The sequence below is a fragment of the Rhodococcus sp. AZ1 genome (assembly GCF_054979605.1).
In genome coordinates, this window is record NZ_JBUEQF010000002.1 from 359757 (window position 1) to 381113 (window position 21357).

The 21357-nt window shown below is 68.2% G+C and carries 16 protein-coding genes and 4 tRNA genes; 7 read left to right on the top strand and 13 right to left on the bottom strand.

The window, feature by feature from the left end:
• Positions 1-59: 59 nt before the first annotated feature.
• The 3 genes from dusB to ACY48E_RS04060 all read right to left on the bottom strand — a co-directional run bounded on the left by dusB (position 60) and on the right by ACY48E_RS04060 (position 2424).
• A complete protein-coding gene (dusB, locus tag ACY48E_RS04050) occupies positions 60-1199 on the bottom strand; it encodes a tRNA dihydrouridine synthase DusB (protein WP_462870812.1) in 1140 nt (379 codons plus the stop codon).
• 14 nt (positions 1200-1213) lie between these two features.
• On the bottom strand, positions 1214-2176 hold the full coding sequence (locus tag ACY48E_RS04055) for an acyl-ACP desaturase (RefSeq protein ID WP_462870813.1): 963 nt from the start codon (positions 2174-2176) through the stop codon (positions 1214-1216).
• Positions 2177-2351: 175 nt separating this feature from the next.
• Positions 2352-2424: transfer RNA gene (locus ACY48E_RS04060), tRNA-Lys, on the bottom strand.
• Positions 2425-2743: 319 nt separating this feature from the next.
• On the opposite strand from ACY48E_RS04060, the gene ACY48E_RS04065 reads away from it, so the two are divergent.
• The 4 genes from ACY48E_RS04065 to ACY48E_RS04080 all read left to right on the top strand — a co-directional run bounded on the left by ACY48E_RS04065 (position 2744) and on the right by ACY48E_RS04080 (position 3876).
• Entirely contained in the window at positions 2744-3391 is a 648-nt protein-coding gene (locus tag ACY48E_RS04065; protein ID WP_462870814.1) for a TetR family transcriptional regulator, read from the top strand.
• A 98-nt stretch (positions 3392-3489) separates the two neighbouring features.
• Positions 3490-3562, top strand: a tRNA-Glu gene (locus tag ACY48E_RS04070).
• A 112-nt stretch (positions 3563-3674) separates the two neighbouring features.
• Positions 3675-3748: transfer RNA gene (locus ACY48E_RS04075), tRNA-Asp, on the top strand.
• Positions 3749-3799: 51 nt separating this feature from the next.
• Positions 3800-3876 (top strand) — tRNA-Phe (locus ACY48E_RS04080).
• A gap of 34 nt (positions 3877-3910) precedes the next feature.
• On the opposite strand, the gene ACY48E_RS04085 is transcribed toward ACY48E_RS04080, so the two are convergent.
• From ACY48E_RS04085 to ACY48E_RS04105, 5 genes are all read right to left on the bottom strand, one after another.
• Entirely contained in the window at positions 3911-5428 is a 1518-nt protein-coding gene (locus ACY48E_RS04085; RefSeq protein ID WP_462870815.1) for a GGDEF domain-containing protein, read from the bottom strand.
• A 10-nt stretch (positions 5429-5438) separates the two neighbouring features.
• Positions 5439-6395, bottom strand: coding sequence for a pseudouridine synthase (locus ACY48E_RS04090; protein ID WP_462870816.1), 957 nt, complete (start codon positions 6393-6395; stop codon positions 5439-5441).
• Between the two features lie 22 nt (positions 6396-6417).
• On the bottom strand, positions 6418-6840 hold the full coding sequence (locus ACY48E_RS04095; protein ID WP_462870817.1) for an organic hydroperoxide resistance protein: 423 nt from the start codon (positions 6838-6840) through the stop codon (positions 6418-6420).
• Between the two features lie 59 nt (positions 6841-6899).
• Entirely contained in the window at positions 6900-7325 is a 426-nt protein-coding gene (locus tag ACY48E_RS04100; RefSeq protein ID WP_462870899.1) for a MarR family winged helix-turn-helix transcriptional regulator, read from the bottom strand.
• 143 nt (positions 7326-7468) lie between these two features.
• A complete protein-coding gene (locus ACY48E_RS04105) occupies positions 7469-8698 on the bottom strand; it encodes a PucR family transcriptional regulator (protein ID WP_462870818.1) in 1230 nt (409 codons plus the stop codon).
• A 128-nt stretch (positions 8699-8826) separates the two neighbouring features.
• On the opposite strand from ACY48E_RS04105, the gene ACY48E_RS04110 reads away from it, so the two are divergent.
• Positions 8827-10569 carry an aldehyde dehydrogenase family protein gene (locus tag ACY48E_RS04110; protein WP_462870819.1) on the top strand — a complete coding sequence of 581 codons (1743 nt, stop codon included), beginning with the start codon at positions 8827-8829 and terminating at the stop codon, positions 10567-10569.
• A gap of 55 nt (positions 10570-10624) precedes the next feature.
• Positions 10625-12208 (top strand): GMC family oxidoreductase, encoded by a 1584-nt coding sequence (locus ACY48E_RS04115; protein ID WP_462870820.1) that lies wholly within the window; start codon positions 10625-10627, stop codon positions 12206-12208.
• Here ACY48E_RS04115 and ACY48E_RS04120 read toward each other — a convergent pair.
• From ACY48E_RS04120 to ACY48E_RS04130, 3 genes are all read right to left on the bottom strand, one after another.
• Positions 12138-13877, bottom strand: a complete 1740-nt coding sequence (locus ACY48E_RS04120) for an HNH endonuclease signature motif containing protein (RefSeq protein ID WP_462870821.1) — start codon at positions 13875-13877, stop codon at positions 12138-12140. The genes ACY48E_RS04115 and ACY48E_RS04120 overlap by 71 nt on opposite strands.
• 83 nt (positions 13878-13960) lie before the next feature.
• On the bottom strand, positions 13961-15001 hold the full coding sequence (locus tag ACY48E_RS04125; protein WP_462870822.1) for an AraC family transcriptional regulator: 1041 nt from the start codon (positions 14999-15001) through the stop codon (positions 13961-13963).
• Positions 14998-16218: a pyridoxal phosphate-dependent aminotransferase gene (locus ACY48E_RS04130; protein ID WP_462870823.1), complete on the bottom strand. Its 1221-nt coding sequence runs from the start codon at positions 16216-16218 to the stop codon at positions 14998-15000. Before ACY48E_RS04130 ends, ACY48E_RS04125 begins: the two co-directional genes overlap by 4 nt.
• 68 nt (positions 16219-16286) lie before the next feature.
• Here ACY48E_RS04130 and ACY48E_RS04135 point away from each other — a divergent pair, with 68 nt between their 5' ends.
• Complete coding sequence (locus ACY48E_RS04135) at positions 16287-17273, top strand: LLM class F420-dependent oxidoreductase (protein ID WP_462870824.1); 987 nt, start codon at positions 16287-16289, stop codon at positions 17271-17273.
• A gap of 7 nt (positions 17274-17280) precedes the next feature.
• Here ACY48E_RS04135 and ACY48E_RS04140 read toward each other — a convergent pair whose 3' ends face one another.
• Together ACY48E_RS04140 and ACY48E_RS04145 are read right to left on the bottom strand one after the other, a co-directional pair.
• Positions 17281-18936, bottom strand: coding sequence for a DNA repair helicase XPB (locus tag ACY48E_RS04140; protein ID WP_462870825.1), 1656 nt, complete (start codon positions 18934-18936; stop codon positions 17281-17283).
• Between the two features lie 71 nt (positions 18937-19007).
• Positions 19008-21284 (bottom strand): helicase-associated domain-containing protein, encoded by a 2277-nt coding sequence (locus ACY48E_RS04145; protein WP_462870826.1) that lies wholly within the window; start codon positions 21282-21284, stop codon positions 19008-19010.
• Between the last annotated feature and the right edge of the window lie 73 nt (positions 21285-21357).

Sequence of the window (21357 nt, forward strand, 5' to 3'; positions counted from 1 at the left end):
GGCCTTTCGGTGTCCGTCGACCCACACCATCGATCCGACGGTCCTCGCCATACTAACCGTCATCCGCCGGAGTGCATCAGCTCGGCGCCGGTGGGAACGGCGAGGTCGTCGGGGTCGTCGAGCCAGCCGTCCGGCAGGGAGACCGTGCCGGGGGAGCCCTGCCGACCTCGCGGCCCTTCGGCGTCCTTCGGAAACGGGACGGTGGGGTCGAGTTGGGCAAGCAGGTGATCGAGCTCGTCGAGCGTAGAGACCGTCGCCATCGCGACACGCAGGTCCGATCCAGCCGGAAAGCCGCGCAGGTACCACGCGACGTGCTTGCGCATTTCCCGTAGACCGCGGTCCTGGCCGTGATGGTCGGCGAGAAGTTCCGCGTGTCGACGCATGATCGTCGCCACCTCTCCGAGGGTGGGCGCGGTGGGCTCGGGCTGCCCGCGCAGAGCGCGCGAGAGCTCGGCGAAGAGCCACGGTCGACCCAGGCAACCGCGGCCGACCACCACCCCGTCGCACCCGGTCTCGGCCATCATCCGCGCTGCATCCGCCGCGGAGAAGATGTCGCCGTTACCCAGCACGGGCACGTCGCGCACGTGGTCCTTGAGCGCTGTGATCTGTGACCAGTCGGCCGTACCCGAGTACCGCTGGGCGGCGGTGCGCGCGTGCAGCGCGACGGCGGCGGCACCCTCGGCGGCTGCGATGCGGCCCGCGTCGAGGTGGGTGTGGTGGTTCTCGTCGATCCCGATCCGGAACTTGACCGTGACCGGGATCGAGGTGCCCTCGGTTGCCCTGACCGCGGCCGCCACGATGCGCCCGAACAACGAACGCTTGTACGGAAGAGCCGCTCCTCCGCCCTTGCGGGTGACCTTGGGAACCGGGCAGCCGAAGTTCATGTCGATGTGATCGGCCATGTTCTCGTCGACGATCATCTTCGCGGCGGCGTACGTGGTGTCGGGGTCGACGGTGTAGAGCTGCAGTGATCGCGGCGTCTCGGTGGGCCCGAACGTGGTCATGTGCAAGGTGGCCGGTTGGCGCTCGACCAGCGCCCGCGCCGTGACCATCTCGCAGACGTACAGGCCGGACGTACTTCCGGCGCGTTCGAGTTCGAGTTCGCGGCACAGAGTGCGGAAGGCGACATTGGTGATTCCTGCCATGGGGGCCAGGATCACCGGGCTGGCGAGCTCGAGTGAGCCGATACGTAGGGGCACTGCTGTTCCCGGGGTCAGGACGCTCGCTCTTCGCGACGCTTGGCCTCACGTGCGAGGAGGCGATCGCGCTGCTCTTCGAACTTGATCGTCTGGCCTCGAAGATCCTCGAGGTACGCGGCGAGTTCCTCACGGCTCTTCTCGCCGCGCGGTCCGAAGTCCGTGCGCTCGAAGATCCGCCACCGGCGCAGCACCGGCATCACGACGTCCTCCACGTGCTGACGCAGGTCGTAGATGCCGTGCTTGGCCATCAGAACGCCGTTGCGCCGGAAGTTCGGCATCGATCGCCCGGGCATCTGGAAGTGCGTGAGGACGAGGGTGATCGCCTCCATGGTCGGGTCGGGCGCCACGTCCAGTGCCGCCGCGCACACGTTGCGGTAGAAGATCATGTGCAGGTTCTCGTCGGCGGCGACGCGCTGGAGCAGTGCGTCGGCGATGGGGTCCTTGCAGGCGTAGCCGGTGTTTCGGTGGCTCACCCGTGTTGCAAGTTCCTGGAACGTCACATACGCCAGTGAGCGCAGGAACTGACGGTGCTCGCCGTACGCGGACTCGTTCCCGAACCCGGCCGTCATGTGCTCCATGCGCGCGGCCTCGAGCGCCACCGGGTCGACGCCGCGGGTCACCACGAGATAGTCGCGGATCACGATGCCGTGGCGGTTCTCCTCGGCGGTCCAGCGACCGACCCACGTGCCCCACGCGCCGTCCTGCGAGAGGTTGCGCGCGATCAGCCGGTGGTACGACGGCAGGTTGTCCTCGGTGAGGAGGTTGGTGATCATCGCGGCCTTGGCCACCTCGTCGAGCGCGGACTCCTCCGGGCTCCAGTCCTTGCCGCCGAGGGCGGCGAAGTTCCGGCCCTGGTCCCACGGAACGTAGTCGTGCGGGTTCCAGTCCTTGGCGACGGCCAGATGCCGGTTGAGGTTCTCCTCGGCCACACCCGACAGCTCTCCGAGCAGTTCGAGGTCGGTGAGATCTCTGGCCATGGTGTACCTCCGTCGCTGATGGGCATCGACATCTTCGCCACCGGAAGATGTGTCATCCCGTGGAGCGCGCACAGCCCGCGTGCGGACCGTGACTGGTCCATACTATTCGCTTCTGTGGGCGCCGATGGACACCCAGCCTGAGGGATCGGTAAGTATCGGCGAACGGTGGCGCGAGTGCCCCCAGTAGGGCTCGAACCTACGACCTGCGGATTAAAAGTCCGTAGCTCTACCAACTGAGCTATAGGGGCCGGCAGCGACCGAGTCTAGATCACCAGCGCCCGCGTCTGGATCACCGTCGGCACGGGCCGCTCGGGCACCGCTGTTCATGTCATCCGTTCATCGGACACCACGAGCCGTGCGCACTCGTTTCGGGAAGTGTCCCAAACGTACGTAAATCGTTCGATGTAGTGGTGAACGTCCAGCTGAGAGCACACAGGACCGGGTTGCGGCCGTGCCGATCCGACCCGCCCGGGTCGGTGGACCGAGCCGAGCGAAACGTCGGCTAGTGTAGTGCCGGATTTAATGATCCCGCGGGGGACGATACGGGTTTGGGAAGGCTTGCAAGGGATGGCACAGCAGGAACGCGCCAGGAAGACTCGCGCTGCACTCGTCGAGGCTGCGGCGTTCGAGTTCAGTAAGCGCGGCTACGCCGCTGCGTCGGTGAACACCATCCTGGAGGGCTCGCGCGCAACCAAGGGCGCAATGTACTTCCACTTCTCGTCGAAGGAAGAGCTCGCGCGCGCCGTCCTCGAGTCGGCGACGGAAGCGTTCACCGCGATCACATCGAAGGAACGCAGTAGCGACCTCGATCCCTTCGAGCGCATGCACCAGGTCGTGCTCGAGCTGGCCAACGTCTTCCAGACGAGCGTGGTGGTCCAAGCCGAGTTCCGACTCATCGTGGAACCGGAGTTCTACTCCGCGATGCGCGAGAACGCAGGCCGCGTGTGGGGCTCGACTGCGAGTCGGTTGGCACGCGAAGCTGCCGAGCTCGGACTCATGCGCGAGGACGTCGATCCCGACAAGTTCACCCGTGTTCTCATCGCCTGTCTGGCGGGCCAGCGCTACATGGCCGACCTCCTCGGATGGGAAACGGATCTGCCGGCACTGTTCCAGGAGTCCCTCGAGGTTGTCCTGGCTGCGATGGCGTCGCCGAGTTGGCTCGAGAAGTGGCACCGCGACGGCTGGCCCCAGCCCTCCGGTGAGAACGCCGAATAGCCGTCTCACCTGCTGATTTGGGTTTACCTTGGCGGTGGCTTAAGCTACCAACGCTCCCAACGGAACGCCGTTGGGGTACAGCCGGAAGTCTTCGGCGGGCCCCCTTCGTTTAGCGGCCTAGGACGCCGCCCTTTCAAGGCGGTAGCGCGGGTTCGAATCCCGTAGGGGGTACTCACGGGATTCCGGTCCTGTGCGTCACAACTGAATGAGCTTCACAGTTCTGAATGAGCTTCACAGCACGACATGACAGCCGCGAGTTCGTAGGATTCACGGCATCAAGCAAGGCCCTGTGGCGCAGTTGGTTAGCGCGCCGCCCTGTCACGGCGGAGGTCGCGGGTTCGAGTCCCGTCAGGGTCGCACACGCCGGTTCATCCGGTCCCGAAAGGCATTGCAGTTCCGGTGCCGTCCGGCCAGGTAGCTCAGTTGGTACGAGCGTCCGCCTGAAAAGCGGAAGGTCGCCGGTTCGATCCCGGCCCTGGCCACCATTCGTCTCACAGCACTGTTCTCACAGCACTGTTCTCACACCACCCTCACGCGCGTGCGTCGCTCCGGGTCGTTCTTGACCTCGTAGAGCGCGGTGTCGGCCATTTCCACCAAGCCCGTCAGCGTGCCCACCGCGGTCGGGTTCTCCACCGCGGCGATCCCGATCGAGATCGACAGCCCGGCCGCCGGGTCGGTGGGTGTCGAGGCCCGAGCAAGGGTGCGCACGGCGTCGGTGACCGCGTTCGCCAACGCCACGATCTCGGCCACCGTCGCCCTGTTCGCGACGATCGCGAATTCGTCCCCGCCCCAGCGGCACACCGTGTCCGTGGCTGCTGCAGTTGCCACCAGTTGCTCGGCCACCGCCACCAGGACGCCGTCCCCGGCACCGTGACCGGCGACGTCGTTGACGGTCTTGAACCCGTCCAGGTCGCAGAACAGCACTCCCACGACGGGGCCGTCCGGGTGCGGCGGTGCATCGAGCGGTGGAACCACGCGCGCATCCAGTTCTGCCAGCCACACTGCCCGCACGCTCAGGCCCGTGAGGTCGTCGTGGTCGGCTCGATGACGCATGGCGTCGAGCTGCTCGCGTACCTCGGTGTGATCGGTGACGGTGCAGACGTATCGGGGCTCGTCGTCGATGCCGTCGACCCTGCGTGCGGTCACGTCGACCGATCGGTTCCAGGGCACGCCGCGTGGGTGTCGCAGTGCGCACTCGAACGACGACGTGAGGGCTCGATCGGGTCCGAGGTGGGCGAAGTGCGAGACGAGGTCGTCGTGGTCGACGTCGACGACATCGGAGAGCGGACGCCCGTCCAACTCGCCGGGTACGGCGTCGACCAGCTCGAGAAGGGCGCCGTTGACGTCGGTCAATCGGAGAGCGCAGTCCAGGAGCGCACTCGCGTGTGGTGACTCGGTGAACGCCGTGCGGTAGAGGCGGATCCGGTCGTCGTGTCGGTCGAGCGCGCACACACGGCCGATCGCGGCGGCGACCTCACTGCCGAGCAGTTCCAGCAGGATGTGTTGCTGGGGGTCGGGGGTACGACCACTGCGCGGGATGTCCACGCTGATCACGCTCTGCAGGCGATCGCCGACTCGCCCGTCGACCCAGCCCGGCACCAGCAGTGCGTACTGGTCCTGCCACGCCTCGGTGGCGGGGAATCCGGGGATGGGGTGCGCGGCGTCGGTTTCCAGCGGCGTACGTATGCGTTCGACCCACGGATTCGCGGCGGGGACGGGAACGGAGAAGTCCAACGTTCGGGTCAGGTACAGCCCGCCCCGTTGCTCGCACGCCGCGAGAACCTCCCGCCACTGCGGTTCGGGTAGTCGCCCACCCCTGACCGATTCCACCTCGGGCGGTCCGGTCACTGCGCGCACCTCCAAGGTGCCGTCCGCTCGCAACACATTGATCGCGACCGCGTCGAACTCGATCACGTCGATCACGGTGCGCACGGTGACGGTGAGAATCTCGTCGAGATCGCGGGCACGAGCGAGGTGTCCCACCGCGGCCACGAATGTGGTCAATGCGGTATCGCTGAGCGTGACACGGCGGACCATGCGGCCATTATCAGCCATTGTCGGCCGGTGGCGCCTCCTGCAGGGTGGGAAGTGTTCGCGCCGAGGTGAAACAACGGTCGCGCCCGCTGATCGGGTCGACGAAGGAAATGCTGCGAGAAATGAGGGCGAGCGGAGTGGAGTAGTCGTCGGGTGCGATGTCTCGAACCGCCGGATACAGCGGGTCGCCGAGTAGTGGTATTCCCAGTGAGTTGAAGTGAACTCGGATCTGGTGGGTCTTTCCGGTGCGTGGTTTCACCCGGTAGTCCGCGAGGCCGAGCGGGGCGTGCACCGCAGTGACGTCGATATCGGTTGTCGCGTTGACCTCGCCGGGCTCCTCCACTGCCTGCAGGCTGCCGCGGTTCTTGACGATGCGGCTTCGCACTGTGCGCGGGAAGGTGAGATCGGGCCGATGCGGCGCGCGGGCCAGATATTCCTTGGTGACGGAGCGATCGGCGAACAATTGCTGGTAGAGCGCGCGATCAGCGGGGCGCATCACCAACACCAGCACTCCGGCGGTGAGTCGATCGAGCCGGTGCGCCGGAACGAGGTCCGGCAGATCGAGTTCGCGGCGCAACCGCACCAGCGCGGTTTCGACGACGAACCGCCCGCGTGGCGTCGTGGCGAGGAAATGCGGTTTGTCCACCACCAGCAGGTGCTCGTCACGGTGGAGAATCTCGATGTCGAAAGGAACACGCGACTCCGGCGGTGGATCGCGGTAGAGGTAGATGTCCGAGCCGGCCACCAGTTCGGTGGTCGGCTCGATCGGGCGACCGTCGGCATCGACTATCTCGCCGGCCGCAACCTTCTCACGCAGGCGCGTCGCGTCCGCGGGAAATCGCGCGACGAGGTAGCCGAGGACGGTCGCTACCGAACCGTTCTCGAATACGCGCGCAACCCCACGCGGATCCGGCATGCGGATTCGCGTGGGGTTGAGTCCGTCCCTGATCGGCAGGGGCGCGCCGGGCACGTCGCTGGCTCGCGTCGACCGATCAGTCGTCGGCGACGGTGATGGTGACGTCGATGTTGCCGCGGGTGGCGTTGGAGTACGGGCACACCTGGTGGGCCTTGTCGGCGAGGTCCTGCGCGGTGGCGGCGTCGAGGTGCGGCAGTGTCACCTCGAGTTCGACGGCGAGCTGGAAACCGCCGTCGTCGTTGGGGCCGATGGCCACGCGCGAGCCGACGGATGCGTCGGTGGCGTCGGCGCCCGCGCCCTTGGCGACGAGCCGCAGAGCCGAGAGGTAGCACGCGGCGTAGCCGACGGCGAAGAGCTGTTCCGGGTTGGTGCCCTCACCCGAGCCGCCCATTTCCTTCGGCGGGGTCAGGACGACGTCGAGGATGCCGTCGCTGCTGCGCCCGTTGCCGCTGCGTCCCTCTCCGGTGGCGATGGCCTCTGCGGTGTAGATGGTCTTCATGACTGTCCCTTCTGTGCGGTCGGTGGTGCACTGTCGGTGGTGCTCGTGGTGCGGTGGTGTTACTGCGAGGTGCGCAGATGCGCGGTGAGCGACCGAAGCCGTTCGGTGAGCTCTGCGATCTCGTCCACGGTCAGACCCGATGCGTCGTACATACATTCGGGAATGTCGCGGGCCTCGCTCTGCAGCGCGGTCCCGGTGTCGGTGAGGTGGACCGTGACACGGCGCTCGTCGTCGGACTCGCGCCGACGGCTGACGAAACCGAGTGTTTCCAGCCTCTTGATCAGCGGTGACAGGGTCCCCGAGTCCAGATCCAGACGCCGGCCGAGCTCGCTGACCGTGAGGCCGTTGCGCTCCCAGAGTGTGAGCAGAACGAGGTACTGCGGATAGGTGATGCCGTGACGTGCCAGGAGCGGGCGGTACGCCGCCGTGGCTGCCCGCGACGCCGTGTACAGCGCGAAGCACAGGTGCTGTTCGAGAGTCGGCATCGTGGTCACAAGGACAACTGTAGCGAACAATTAGATAGTGCACAACTGAATTGTTCACATATCAAAAATCGAGCGGCGACAGTCCTGTGCGGGGGTCGATGTCAGCCGGTGGATGTCGGCTGGTGGCTCTCGGCTGGTGGGTGTCACGAGGGAAGCAGCGAGATCGCGGTCAGCCCCACGAACAGCTCCGTCGCACCCACCGGATCGCTGAAGTCCCGTCCGGTCAGTTCCTGAATGCGCCGCAGCCGGTACAGCACCGTGTTGCGGTGATAGTGCAGCCGTGCGGCCGCGTCGGCAGTCGACCCGCGGGCGGCGAACCAGGTCTCGAGAGTGTCGAGGAGGCTCTCGCGCTCGGGTGCGGGTAGCTCGAGCAGCGGCCCCAGGATCTGCTGCGCGGCCAGCCGTCCCGCGTCGGGCAGCCCCACCACCATCAACGCGACCGGCGAGGAGCCGTATCGCGAGAGTGCCGCGCGGCCCGCCGGCGCGCACTTGCGGGCCAGCCGGGCCTGGCGCACCGCCGCGGCCGTCTCGCGAGCATGGGTGTAGGTCTCACTGACGCCGACGACGGCTGCGTGCGTCTCGCCGATCCTGGTGAGGGCACGTTCGAGTGCCTCGGTCGACGATGCGGACAGCAGGCCGAGGTGACCGTCGACGTCGGTGTCCCACACGGTGTCGACACCGATGTCGGTGAGGTGCTGCGAGGCGACGTCCAGGGTTGCGCCGGTCTCCGGCGTCACCTCCGCAGCCACCACCACGAAGGAGCCGATGTCCGCAATCCTGAACGCCCGCAACGCATCCTCCATCGCAGCGGGGTTGGACGCGTCGTCGTCGAACAGAGCTCGGATGAGCATGCGCCGTGAATCGCTGTGTTCGCGGGCCGCACGGTCGGCCTCCTCCCGATAGGCGTCCGACGCGGCATCGGAGAAGTCGTCGACTATCGCCCACACGTCTGTCGCCATCGGGAGCAGCGACGCCGTCCGAGTCCCGTCGTCGAGTGCGGTGAGGTGTTCCCAGATCATTCGCCCACCGAGACGGAACGCGTGCAGCAACGCCACCAGCGGCACCCCCTGCCGCGCCTTGAGTCGACCCGCGGCTCGCGCGCTGTCGAGCTGCACAGGCCCGTCGCCGCGCAGTGCCGCGAGCATGGCCACCATGTTGGCCTCGCAGGCGGTGCGCAGCTGGTCCTCGGTGAGGCGGGTGGCATCGCGATAGGACTGTTCGGCGTCCAGAATTCGGCCCATCAGCTCCGTCACCATGACCGGGGTCGAGTCGGTGAGCATGTCGACCAGCTCGATGCGAAGGCGTGCTCGCTGGTGGAGCGCCGTGTCGGGGCGGGCGGCGAGCGCGGGCACAACCGAGTCGACGGTGGTCATGGTCCGAGCCTAGACGCCCGGTGTTGTGTGCACCACACTGCGGTTTGTGCAGCTGCACAATGACCCCGCTCACATTGAGAGCATCGGCCTATGGCCGCATCGGCAGGGAAGAGACGACAATCACACTCATGACGACCAACACCGCAGACACCAGTCTCTCCAGCGCGTCCACTCCTGCCTTCCCCGATGTCGACAGCGCGATCGCCGATCTGAGGGCCGGGGAGAAGAAGTGGGCCACGTTGACCCTGGCGGATCGTCGCGGTCTGCTGCAGCGCACAGCCGAACTGACCGGCAAGCACGCCGAGCAGTGGGTGACGGCGGCGCTGTCGATCAAGGGTCTGTCCACCGACTCGCCGCTGGCCGGCGAGGAGTGGATGGCCGGACCGTACCCGGTGATCAGCTCCGCCCGGGCGCTCATGGGGTCCCTGGCACAGTTGGAGAAGGGCTCGAGCCCGTTGGCCGACGCCACCTTCGGCACCGCACCCGGTGGCCGCACCACGGTGAAGGTGCTGCCGCTCAACGTCTTCGACACGCTTCTGATGAGCGGGTTCAGCGGGGAGGTGTGGCTGCGGCCCGGCGTGAGCGCGGACAGCGCCCGCCGTGACGCGGGCCTGGCGCAGCTCGACCCGACGGCCACCGGCGGCATCGGCGTGGTTCTCGGCGCGGGCAACATCAGCTCGATCGCTCCGCTGGACACGCTGTACGAGCTCTACGCGAACAACCGTGTGGTCGCACTCAAGCTCAACCCGGTCACCGATCCGCTCCATGACGTGTTCGCCGCTGTGCTGGCCCCGTTCATCGAGGTCGGAGCCGTGCGGATCCTCACCGGCGGCGCCGATGTGGGCACCTACCTCGTTCATCACGAGGACGTGGCGCACGTCCACATGACCGGCAGCGCCATCACGCACGACGTCATCGTCTACGGCCCCGGCGACGAGGGCGCGGCTCGCAAGAGCGCCGACACACCTCTGCTGGACAAGCCGATCACCAGCGAACTCGGCGGTGTCTCGCCCACCATCGTGCTCCCCGGCGTGTGGAGCAAGGCCGACATCGACTTCCAGGCCCAGCACGTGGCAACCCAGCGGCTGCACAACAGCGGCTACAACTGCGTCGCCTCGCAGGTGATCGTGGTCTCGGCCGAGTGGCCGCAGAAGGCGGAGTTCCTCGACGCCGTGCGCAAGTACCTCGACGAGGCACCGGCGCGCCCGGCGTACTACCCCGGCAGCGACACCCGGGTGAAGTCGGCCCTCGCCAGCTACCCCGATGCCGAGCGGCGCGGGCCGGGCGGCGGCCGGGTGTTCGTCACCGATCTGCAGCCCGATCAGTACGGCCCGCTGCTGCAGACGGAGTACTTCTCACCCGTTCTGGGTGTGATCGAGCTGCCCGGTTCCGGTCGGGAGTACGTCGCCAAGGCCGTGCAAACGGTCAACGACGACTTCGTCGGCACACTCGGGGTCAACATCATCGCGCACCCGAAGACCCTCTCCGACATGGGCAGCGAACTCGACAACGTCATCGAGTCCCTCCGCTACGGCACCGTCGCCGTCAACGCCTGGACCGCCCTGGCCTACCTCTCCGCGCACGCAACCTGGGGCGCCTTCCCCGGCCACACCCGCGACGACGTGCAGAGCGGGATCGGCGTGGTGCACAACGGCTTCCTGATGGCCGACACCGAACGCAGCGTCGTGCGAGGACCGTTCCGGCCCGCGCCCCGGTCGTTCGCGGCGGGTGAGATGTCGATGAGCCCGAAGCCGCCGTGGTTCGTCACCAACAAGACCGGTGCCAAGACCGGACGGCTGCTCGCCGAGTTCGCCGATTCACCCTCCTGGGCCAAGATGCCAGCCCTGTTCGCCTCCGCCCTGCGCGGCTGACAACCCCTGCAGTAGAGATCCTCCAGTAGACCCACCGCAGTAGAACGGAGCCACCATGAGCAATCCAGCCTCGGCCGACTACATCGTCATCGGAACGGGTTCTGCGGGTGGCGTTCTCGCTGCGCGATTGGCGGAGAAGACCTCCGACTCGGTGGTGGTTCTCGAAGCGGGGCCGCGCGACAAGAACAAGTTCATCCACATCCCCGCTGGGTTCTCGAAGCTCTTCAAGAGCGACGTGGACTGGGACTACACGACGGTGCCGCAGGCAGGGTTGGCGGACCGTCGCATCTACTGGCCGCGCGGGAAGATGCTCGGCGGATCCTCGTCGATGAACGCGATGATGTGGGTGCGCGGCTTCGCGGCCGACTACGACGAGTGGGCCGAGCACGCCGGCGCCGGGTGGGGCTTCACCGAGGTGTCCCGGTACTTCGCGCGAATCGAGAACACCGAGGGCGCGGCCGATCCGGACCAGGGGACCGGCGGCCCCATCCAGGTGTCCCGCCAGCGCAGTCCGCGGCCGATCACCTCCGCCTTCCTGGAGGCGGCAGGGCAGGTGGGATTTCCCACCGAGCGAGCGAATCGCGCTGAGCCGCAGGGTGTCTCGCAGACCATGGTCACCCAGAAGCGGGGCGCACGATGGAGCGTCGCCGACGCGTACGTCCGGCCCGCCCTTGCCCGCCGAAACCTCTCGCTCATCACCGAGGCGCTGGTGACGCGGGTGGTGTTCGAGGGCACCCGCGCCGTCGCGGTGGAGTACATCTCGGGTGGTCGCACCCAGACCGTGCGGGCGAACAAGGAGATCATCCTCTCCGCGGGCGCGGTGAACTCGCCGCACCTGTTGATGCTCTCGGGTATCGGCCGAGCTGCGGACCTTCGGGCCAAGGGCATCGAGGTGGTCGCCGACGCGCCGGAGCTGGGCAGCAACCTCATGGATCACCTCGTCTCCATGCTCGGCTGGGAGGCCTCGGGGGACACGCTGTACGCGGCGGAGAAGATTCCCGAACTGGTCAACTACCTGACTCGACGGCGTGGGATGCTCACCTCGAACGTTGGCGAGGCCTACGGATTTGCCCGCAGCCGTGAGGATCTGGCGCTTCCCGACCTCGAGTTGATCTTCGGTCCGGCCCCGTTCTTCGACGAGGGCCTTCGAACACATCCCGGTCACGCCGCCGTGGTCGGAACCATCCTGCTCAAGCCCGAGAGCCGCGGGGTCATCGAGCTCGCGAGCGCCGATCCGCGAGACAAGCCCATCATCGATCCCCGGTACCTCAGCGACAGCGGGGGCGTGGACCGCGCCGCGATGCTCGAGGGTCTGCGGTACTGCGAGGCCATCGCGTCGTCCCCGCCGTTGAAGGGCCTCCTCGGCGACCTGGTGCGCCCCGCCCTCCCGTCGACCACTCCGTCGGAGGAAGTGATCGTCGCTGCGCTGGAACAGCTCTCGCACACGCTGTACCACCCGGTGGGTACGTGTCGGATGGGCCGGGACGCGGGCAGCGTCGTCGACCCCGAACTGCGGGTTCGGGGCGTTCAGGGTCTGCGGGTGGCGGACGCGTCGATCATGCCGTCGATCATTCGCGGCCACACCCACGCACCGAGCGTGGTGATCGGGGAGAAGGCGGCAGACCTGATCGTCGCTTGACGGCGGTGTCGATTCCCGTGCGGTCCGTTCCCTCGCGGTCTGTTACGCCACGGGCCTGACGAGCTCGACGCTCGGCCTCCCGCCGTCCCGGGTTGGTCTGCTCCTGCCGCGGGGCGGTCCGATTCGCTCGCGCGCCGGCGAGCAGGTCCTCGGGGTGGTGGTAGAGGTTGACTCGGCCTTCGCGCCTCGGGTCGATGCACGCCGGCGGGTGCCAGAGCGTTCGCCCCCGATGCTCGTGTCCGACAGGCGCAGCGGTGGTACGCCACTGCGTCGGGCCGTCACCGACGAGTGCGTGGTGGTGGTCGCAGGCATATGTCAGCTGGTCTATGTCGGTACATCCACCGTCGGCCCATTCGGTGCGGTGGTGAACCTGGCTGAGGGCAGCGGGGCGGGTGCATCCGGGGAATGTGCAGCCACGGTCGAACGCGGTCAGTGCCAGGCGCTGATCGTGACTGGCGATGCGTCTGGTGCGGCCCAGGAACAGTGGCCGCTCGTCCTCGCCGAGCAGGAGCAGGTACGGGCTGGTGTGCGAGGCGAGCCTGATGGCATCACGGATCGGCAGCACCGTGCCGGTACCGGTCAGTGCCAGCCCGGTGCGGGACTCGAGATCGGTGAGTGTGGCGGTGATGACGGCCGTCACCGGGCTGCCTCGATGCTGCTTCAGCTGACCCGAGGCCAGCATCGCCCGCAGCACGGCCACCAGCGCGTCGTGCTGTCGCTCGCCGACGGTGCGAGTATCGGGCACGGTGTCGGGCGGTTGCCCCTCGGTGTCGGGTGGCTCCGTGGCCGGCCCCTCGGTGTCGGGTGGCCCGGTGGCCGGCCCCTCGGTGTCGGGTGAATCGGTGACCGGTGTGCTGTCTGCGGGATTGTTGACACCGGGGCGAGCCCATTTGGCGAAGATCGCCTCGAGGAACAGGCGGGCCTCGGCGCTGACGTACAGGCGACCCTTGCTGAAGCCATGCGAATCCTGCGCGTCGAGGTGCAGGTACGGCGTGGGTGTGGGCTCGGGTCCGGTGATGGGTTCGTCGCCGTCCTGATCGATCCACATCAGCAGCCGTGTGGCCACCGCTCGCAGGCCTGCCGGTGAGACGGTGCGCGCAACATCGGCCAGCGTCCGTTCGCAGTCCGTGCGGGTGAATGGGTCCACGGAGGTGGGGAGTTTGGCGAAGAAGTCGATGATCACCGTCAGATGGCCGTCGGTGATCGCGCCGGCTCGTACCGCCGCGGCCACGTGCTCCCACTCGGGCGGCAGCACCTGCCCGAGTTCGCGCCGCGGTCCGAGCTTGCTCGCCAGCACCACCTGCCGGGCGGCGTCGCGGTCGGAGAGGCCGTAGAGCGACACCAGCGCACTTTTCGGTGTGCGTCCGTGCGGTGCGAGGCCGCCGTCGGCGATGACGCGGGCCAACAGGCTCGGCGCCATGCCCGCCAGGAGGGCGCCCGCGTGTTGGAGTGCGCCGTACAGCTCGAGGGCCATGGTCGCCGACAGCCGAGAGGTATCGGCAGAGGTGAACACGCGCACGGTGTCGAGGAAATCCTCGATGCGGTCCGCCACAGTGGCGTCCGTCAGGACCGTGGCATCCGTCAGGACCGTGCCATCCGGCAGGAGCGCGGGATCGGCGAAATCACCTGCGCCTGTTGCGCTGTCGCTCTCCGAACCCCCCGTGGTCATGGTCCAACCGTACGCGACATCTTCGCAGCTTAGAACATATGTTCGATAACATCTAGATAACGAACTGCCCGGCCGGGCCGTCCTTACCTATACGCCCCCGGCGTAGACCCGGTCCAGCGCTTGAACGCGCGGCGGAAGGCGCTGGGCTCGGAGAAGCCGAGCCGAGCGGAGAGGTCGTCCACGGATTCTCCGCGCCCCAGACCGGCAATTGCCATGTCGCGCAGCACCTCCTCGCGGATACCGCCGAGCGAGGTGCCCTCCTGGCGAAGCAGTCGTCGCAGGTGCGGCACGCTCACCGAGAGCATCGCGGCGATGTCCGTAGCGGTCGCGGCACGCCCTCGAATACCCGTCTCGAGCGCACGGCGTACCAGAGCTGACGCGCTGGTGTCGTAATCACGTTCGGAGAACAGCAGATTCGGGGACTGGCGGAGGTAGTCGGCCAGTGTCTGCTCGGTCTGCACGACGGGCGAGCGGAGGATCGAGTTCTCGAAGCGCAGAGATGCGTCCGGAGCATCGAAGGTGACGTGGACACCGAAGATGTCGTCGTACACCCGCGCCCGCATCGCCGTCGGCGGAGGGAAGGGGATGTGCACCGCGGCCAGACGCACCCGACGACCGACCAACCACGCCGAGAAGCGGTGCCAGAGGATCAGCAGGAAATCCACCTGGAGGCGCAATGCCAGCTCGGCCGACGACGGTGAGAGCGCCGCCGCCAGGATCGACCGTGTGCGGTGGATCTCGAGCGTCGTGGTGTTCTCATCGGTGATCAGCGACGACTGCGGAACCCCGGGGAACACCTGCACCACCTCGTTCATGCGCGCGAGCGCGCTTCCGAGGTCGGGGCAGTGGATCAGGGTCAGGCACACCACGCGAAACGTGCCGCGTCGCACCGGCGCCGATCCGAGTCCCACCAGTTCGTCGCCCGTGATGTCCCAGAGCGCGCGGGTGAACACGGTGACCTGCTCCGAGGTCATGCGCGCGTCCTTGGTCAGCAGGGCCCGGTCGTCGATCTCGGCCGCGCGCAGGGCGGGGGTCACGTCGACCCCGGCCTCGGACCCCAGTGTCACTGCAGCGCGGACGAAGTCGAGGGGGATCGTGCCCCCGTGGACGTAGGAGACGGTCACCTCGTCGAACCCCACGCGATCAGCCGCTGCACGCCCAGGGCGAGGACGTCGTCGCGCTTGCAGAACGCGAAACGCACCAGCGTGTCCCACGGGGCGGAACCCGGCGGCTCGGAGTCGTCGACGAACGCGGACACCGGCACCGCGGCGACTCCGGCGGCGGCCGGGAGGGCGCGGCAGAACTGGTCGCCGTTGCCCACCCCCAGCGCCGCAACATCGGCGCACACGAAGTACGTTCCCTCGGTGGTCCGCACGTCGAGCCCCGCCTCGCGCAGGCCTGCGCTGAGAACATCGCGTTTGTGCTGCAACGACTCTCGCAGCCCCAGCACCCACTGCTGCTCGTGATCGAGAGCGTAGGCGACGGCAGGTTGGAACGGTGCGGCGCCGACGAAACTCATGAACTGCTTGGCTGCCCGCACGGCGTCGATCAGCGGTGCGGGTCCGCACGCCCACCCGGTCTTCCAGCCGGTGACGTTGAAGGTCTTCGCCGCACTGGAGACGGTGACCGTGCGCTCGAACATCCCGGGCAGAGTTGCGATCGCCACATGCCCGTCACCCTGCCCGGCGTCACCCTGCCCGCCGAACACCAGGTGCTCGTACACCTCGTCGGTGATCACCAGCAGATCGCGCTCGCACGCCACCTCCGCGATGGCCGTCAGCTCGGCGCGGGTGAGGACGGTGCCGGTCGGGTTGTGGGGCGAGTTGACCACGATCATCGACGTGTTCTCTCCGACCGCGGCGCGCAGGGCATCGAGGTCGAGGGCGAATCCGTCGCCGTCGGCGACCAGGGGAACCGTCCGGCGAACCCCTCCGGCCAGGGCGATCGCCGCCGCGTAGGAGTCGTAGAACGGCTCGATCAGCAGCACCTCGCGGCCCGGTTCGAGCAGCCCCAACATTGCTGCGCTGATGGCCTCGGTGGCCCCGACCGTCACCAGGATCTGCGTAGCCGGGTCGTAGCTCGTGCCGTAGCGGCGTTGTCGATCGCGGGCGATGGCCTCCCGGAGCGCGGGCATGCCCGGTCCCGGCGGGTACTGGTTGACTCCCGACGCGATCGCCTCGCGCGCCATCTCCAGCATCGCCGCCGGTCCGTCGGTGTCGGGGAAACCCTGCCCGAGGTTCACCGCGTCGTGTGCCACCGCCAGAGCCGTCATCTCGGCGAAGATCGTGGCCGCGAACGGGCGGAGCCGACCCACGGTGCGACTCGTCGTCGGTGCGGACATGGGTCCGAGCGTAGTCGTGTGCCTCGAATCGGTGTTACCAACTCGTTGCCGTCGCTACGATTGTGGCCATGCGATTCGGATTGTTCGTACCTCAAGGTTGGCGGCTGGATCTGGTGGGCATCGCCCCGCAGGAGCAGTGGGCGGTGATGAAGTCCCTCGCCCAGCGCGCGGACACCGGCCCGTGGGAGTCGCTGTGGGTGTACGACCACTTCCACACCGTCCCCGAGCCCACCGAGGAGGCCACGCACGAGGCGTGGTCGCTGATCTCCGCGTTCGCGGCGGTGACCGACCGGGTGCGGCTCGGGCAGATGTGCACGTCGATGGGCTATCGCAACCCCGCCTACCTGGCCAAGGTGGCGGCCACGGCCGACATCATCTCCGGTGGGCGCGTCGAGATGGGCATCGGCGGCGGCTGGTACGAGCACGAGTGGCGCGCCTATGGTTACGGGTTCCCCACCGCCGGTGAACGATTGGGCCGCCTCGACGAGGGCGTGCAGATCATGCGCCAGGCGTGGACCACGGGCAGCGCGACCCTCGACGGCAAGTACTACCAGGTGGACGGTGCCCGGGTACGTCCGCTTCCCTTGCAGGAGGGCGGGATTCCGATGTGGATCGCCGGCGGCGGCGAGAAGGTGACGCTGAAGATCGCGGCGAAGTACGCCCAGTACACCAACTTCGACGGCACCGTCGAGGGGTTCACCCGCAAGTCCGAGTTGCTGCGCGGGCACTGCGAGAGCGTCGGCACCGACTTCGACGCCATCGTGCGCTCCTCGAACTACAACGTGGCGATCGGATCCACGCAAGCTCAGGTGCAGGAACGGCTTCGAGCAGCCAAGGAGAGGCTGATCCCATACGTGGGGGAGGAGAAGGCCGAGGCGTCGATGGCCGCCTATCGTGGGCTCCCCGCCGTCGGCACGCCGGAGCAGATCGTCGACAAGCTCACCGAGCTGAAGAGACTCGGCATGACCTATGGCATCTTCTACTTCCCGGAGGCCGCCTACGACACCTCGGGCATCGAGCTGTTCGAGCGCGAGGTGATTCCCGCTCTCGCGTGAGCGGGAATCAGATGGCCGGGCCGAGCAGGTCGTCGGCGTCGGTGATTCGGTAGGCGTAGCCCTGCTCGGCGAGGAAGCGCTGCCGGTGAGCGGCGTATTCGGCGTCGAGGGTGTCGCGAGCGACCACGGAGTAGAAGTGCGCCTGCCCGCCGTCGGCCTTGGGCCGCAGGAGTCGACCCAGCCGCTGCGCCTCCTCCTGGCGTGAGCCGAAGGTGCCCGAAACCTGCACCGCCACCGACGCTTCCGGCAGATCGATGGAGAAGTTGGCGACCTTGCTCACCACGAGCGTGCCGATCTCACCGCGTCGGAACGCGTCGAACAGCGCCTCGCGTTCCTTGTTCTTGGTCGAGCCCTGGATCACCGGCGCGTTCAGTGCCGCGCCGAGTTCGTCCAACTGGTCCAGGTACGCCCCGATCACCAGTGTCGGCGCGTCCTGATGTTGCGCCAGAATGGATTTCACCACCGCGATCTTGGTGTGCGCGGTCGAGCACAGCTTGTAGCGCTCCTCGGGTTCGGCCACGGCGTAGGCCATGCGCTCGGCGTCGGTGAGGGTGACGCGAACCTCGATGCAGTCGGCGGGAGCGATCCACCCCTGGGCCTCGATGTCCTTCCACGGCGCGTCGTAACGCTTGGGGCCGATCAGGGAGAACACGTCGCCCTCGCGCCCGTCCTCGCGCACGAGGGTGGCGGTCAGGCCCAGACGACGACGCGACTGCAGGTCCGCCGTCATGCGGAACACCGGCGCCGGCAGCAGATGCACCTCGTCGTAGATCACCAGGCCCCAGTCGCGGGAGTCGAAGAGTTCGAGGTGCTTGTACTCGCCCTTGGTCCGACGAGTGATCACCTGGTACGTGGCGATGGTGACCGGCCGGATCTCCTTGCGCTCCCCGGAGTACTCGCCGATCTCGTCCTCGGTCAACGTGGTGCGCGCCAACAACTCTCGCTTCCACTGACGCCCGGCCACGGTGTTGGTCACCAGGATCAGCGTGGTGGCGGCGGCCTTCGCCATCGCGGCCGCACCGACCATCGTCTTGCCGGCACCGCACGGCAGCACCACCACTCCCGAGCCGCCGGCCCAGAACGAGTCCGCCGCCATCTGCTGGTAGTCGCGCAGCTCCCATTGCCCGTCGGAGAAGTCCAGGTCGATCGGGTGGGCCTCACCGTCGACGTACCCCGCGAGGTCCTCGGCGGGCCAGCCCACCTTGAGCAGCATCTGCTTCAGGCGCCCGCGCTCGCTGGGATGCACCAGCACGGTGTCGTCGTCGATGGTGGCTCCGAGCATCGGGGCGATCTTCTTGTTGCGCATCACCTCGGTGAGCACCGCCCGGTCCAGGCTCACCAGGCACAGCCCGTGCACGGGGTTCTTCACCAGTTGCAGGCGCCCGTAGCGAGCCATGGTGTCCACCACGTCCACCAGCAGCGGCTGCGGTACCGAGTAGCGGGAGAAGCGCACCAGGGCGTCGACCACCTGCTCGGCGTCGTGCCCGGCAGCGCGCGCGTTCCACAGCGCGAGCGGGGTCACCCGGTAGGTGTGAACATGCTCGGGCGCCCGTTCGAGCTCGGCGAACGGTGCGATCGCGGCCCGAGCCTGCGCGGCCAACGGGTGGTCGACCTCGAGCAGCAGGGTCTTGTCGGACTGGACGATCAGGGGCCCGTCGGTCACATTCACTCCTCACGTACCCACCGAGGCGTGTCGTCGACGGGGTAACCACACCATTGTGCCGAAGGCTGCCCTCAGCTCACCAGGTCCACCGATGTGATCCGGTGCAGAGTGAACTGCCGCATCGTCTGGGTGGTGGCATCCCATGCGTCGAGTCGACCGCCTCCGATGGTCACCGGCTCGACCACCCGATGGGTGGCCACCCCGTGTACGTCGACGTACCCGATACTCACCGACGAGCGCTTCATCGCGGCCTGCTGGAGCAGCGAGATCGTGGCCGCACCGGACGCCCGTGTCCCGTCGGCGCGCACGCCCCGGTGTCGACGCATCGTCGCTGCCCGCGAGCCGGCACGCATCTCGGTGATCAGCCGGGTGAGCTGCTCGTCCGTCGGCGCGGTCGGGCCACGGTAGCCGAGTCGGACACGACGGGCGGGCACACGTGATCCCTTCGGTCGCAGGTCGACGATGGTGCCGTTGGAATCCTCACCGGCCGGGGCGAATCCGGCATCGCGCAGACGTGCGAGCACGTCGGCCAGGGGTGCCTGCGAGATGGCGACCGTCGGCGCGAGTGAGCGCAGGGCGAGGGCCGACGCAGCCGGAGAGGCGAGGACCTCGGCCAGTAGAGCGGGGTCCTCGCAGCGCACGAACGACGACGCCACCCCGGCTCGCAGCCGTCCGTGACGGCGGGCGACGTCCTCGACGAGGTAGGTCAGCGCCTGCGGAACCGGGGTGCGCGAGTGAGTGCTGAACAACGACGCGATCTCGGCGGCGGTGGTGCCGGCGTCGAGCGCGCGGCGCAGGGATGCCTCGGTGATCCGGTAGACCGTCGCCGCTCCGGTCGATTCGATGTCGGCCAGCGCTTTCATGCGCATCTCGAGGTCGGCGGTGAGCGGGCCCGGGGCGACCACCGTCAGGTCCGCCTGGATCAGGACGTGATCGACGGGCTCGGGCATCGTGCGGTCCATCGCGTCCGCGAGGTCGCCCGAATCCTCGAGCAGCGCCCGTCCCGCGCTGCCGAGGGCGCCGCGCGCGGTGATCCCCAGCGCCTGCGTCTCGGCGAGGAACCGGGCCACCGGAGCGAGGGCGAAGCGAGCGCTCAGCCTCGGTCGGAACCAGCCCGCCAGCCGCGCGAGGTCGGCGTCGGTGAGTGCATGACCCGGCTTCTGGCGGGCCAGGATGTCGAGCAGAACTCGTCGATCGCGCGGTGCGGCGCCCGAGCGCACCTCGTCCGAGAGAGCGGCGATGGGCTTGTCGTTGGGGTCGCGAAGCCCGATCAGCCCCGGCGACCGCGCCAGGTCCAGCCAGGCCCGGGCCAGGGTGGCCCAGCGGGCGGCGGGGGTGGCGCTCACCCAGGTGTCGACGGCCGCGGTGGGCGCCCACATGTCGTCGAGCGAACCGGTGTCGCCGGCCGGCGGGGGGTCGGGTAGGCCCGAGGCGATGAGCCCGGCCCCGGCGAGCAACTCGAGGATCAGACCCACCCGCGTCTCGTCGACGTCGGTGCTCTTGGCCAGTCTGCGGACCTCCCGCACACCCAGGCCCCCGGCCCGAAGTGCCGGCGCGGGAAAGAGCCCGAGGACCTCGATGACCGCCGCGCACTGCCGCAACAGCTCGAGGGCTTCGCCGGCGGCTGCGGCGTCGACATCGGGGGGAGCATGGGCGATCGCGGTGACCTTCGGTGGCGTCAGAATGGACGGGTCGGTGACCGGTTCCCCACGCAGCACCTGCGCGACCTGCGCCGGCAGCTCCACGGTGCTCTCGTCCAACCACGTCAGCAGCCCGGCCGACAGCAGTTTCTGCACCGGACGGTCGGCGGGCGTGCCGGGCGCGGCGTCGCGAGTGCGTCCGATGGTCGAGGACGCGGCCAGGGTGTAGAGCAACTCGTACTCGCGGGTGCCCGCATCCTCGAGGGCGGCCCGTACCGCGTCCTCGGTCAGGTCCGATTTCACCGACCGAATTCGGCCGACCCGCCACGGCACCGCGTCCCGCGCGGACGGGGCCGCAGAGATCTCGGTGGTGCCGCGGACGAGAGCTCGCGCTCGCAGGTGTGCCAGCGCGGCGTCCACCGCCTTCTTCGGCGCGCGGCCGGACAGGTGCCCGTCGAGCGTGCGGCGAGCGACCGGCTCGACGTCGGCGCCGTCGAGCAGCAGATGTTCGAGGATTGTCAGGGCCAGGGTGTCGAGGTCCTCGGACGCCCGAATCACCGACGCGCGCTGGAGCAGGCGACCTGCCAGCACCTCGAAGCTCGAGGCCGGTGGAACGGTCAGATCCGGCCGCAACCTCAGCAGCTCGGCTATGTCGTCGTCGGTGCGTGCGGACAGCCATTCGGCGGTCTCGCGTTCGATATCGCTCATGTCGCCTCCCACAGTAGAGGCGTCGGGGCCGGACGCCCCGGCGGGAATACACGCCCACTGGCGCCCGTGCCTG

Bases quoted from the DNA above. Each gene is read 5' to 3' on its own strand.
- ACY48E_RS04115 (WP_462870820.1), top strand. From the start codon at position 10,625: ATGAGCAATCCAGCCTCGGCCGACTACATCGTCATCGGAACGGGTTCT.
- ACY48E_RS04120 (WP_462870821.1), bottom strand. From the start codon at position 13,877: ATGACCACGGGGGGTTCGGAGAGCGACAGCGCAACAGGCGCAGGTGAT.
- ACY48E_RS04145 (WP_462870826.1), bottom strand. From the start codon at position 21,284: ATGAGCGATATCGAACGCGAGACCGCCGAATGGCTGTCCGCACGCACC.
- ACY48E_RS04130 (WP_462870823.1), bottom strand. From the start codon at position 16,218: ATGTCCGCACCGACGACGAGTCGCACCGTGGGTCGGCTCCGCCCGTTC.
- ACY48E_RS04085 (WP_462870815.1), bottom strand. From the start codon at position 5,428: ATGGTCCGCCGTGTCACGCTCAGCGATACCGCATTGACCACATTCGTG.
- ACY48E_RS04055 (WP_462870813.1), bottom strand. From the start codon at position 2,176: ATGGCCAGAGATCTCACCGACCTCGAACTGCTCGGAGAGCTGTCGGGT.
- ACY48E_RS04065 (WP_462870814.1), top strand. From the start codon at position 2,744: ATGGCACAGCAGGAACGCGCCAGGAAGACTCGCGCTGCACTCGTCGAG.
- ACY48E_RS04135 (WP_462870824.1), top strand. From the start codon at position 16,287: ATGCGATTCGGATTGTTCGTACCTCAAGGTTGGCGGCTGGATCTGGTG.
- ACY48E_RS04110 (WP_462870819.1), top strand. From the start codon at position 8,827: ATGACGACCAACACCGCAGACACCAGTCTCTCCAGCGCGTCCACTCCT.
- ACY48E_RS04105 (WP_462870818.1), bottom strand. From the start codon at position 8,698: ATGACCACCGTCGACTCGGTTGTGCCCGCGCTCGCCGCCCGCCCCGAC.
- ACY48E_RS04095 (WP_462870817.1), bottom strand. From the start codon at position 6,840: ATGAAGACCATCTACACCGCAGAGGCCATCGCCACCGGAGAGGGACGC.
- ACY48E_RS04100 (WP_462870899.1), bottom strand. From the start codon at position 7,325: ATGCCGACTCTCGAACAGCACCTGTGCTTCGCGCTGTACACGGCGTCG.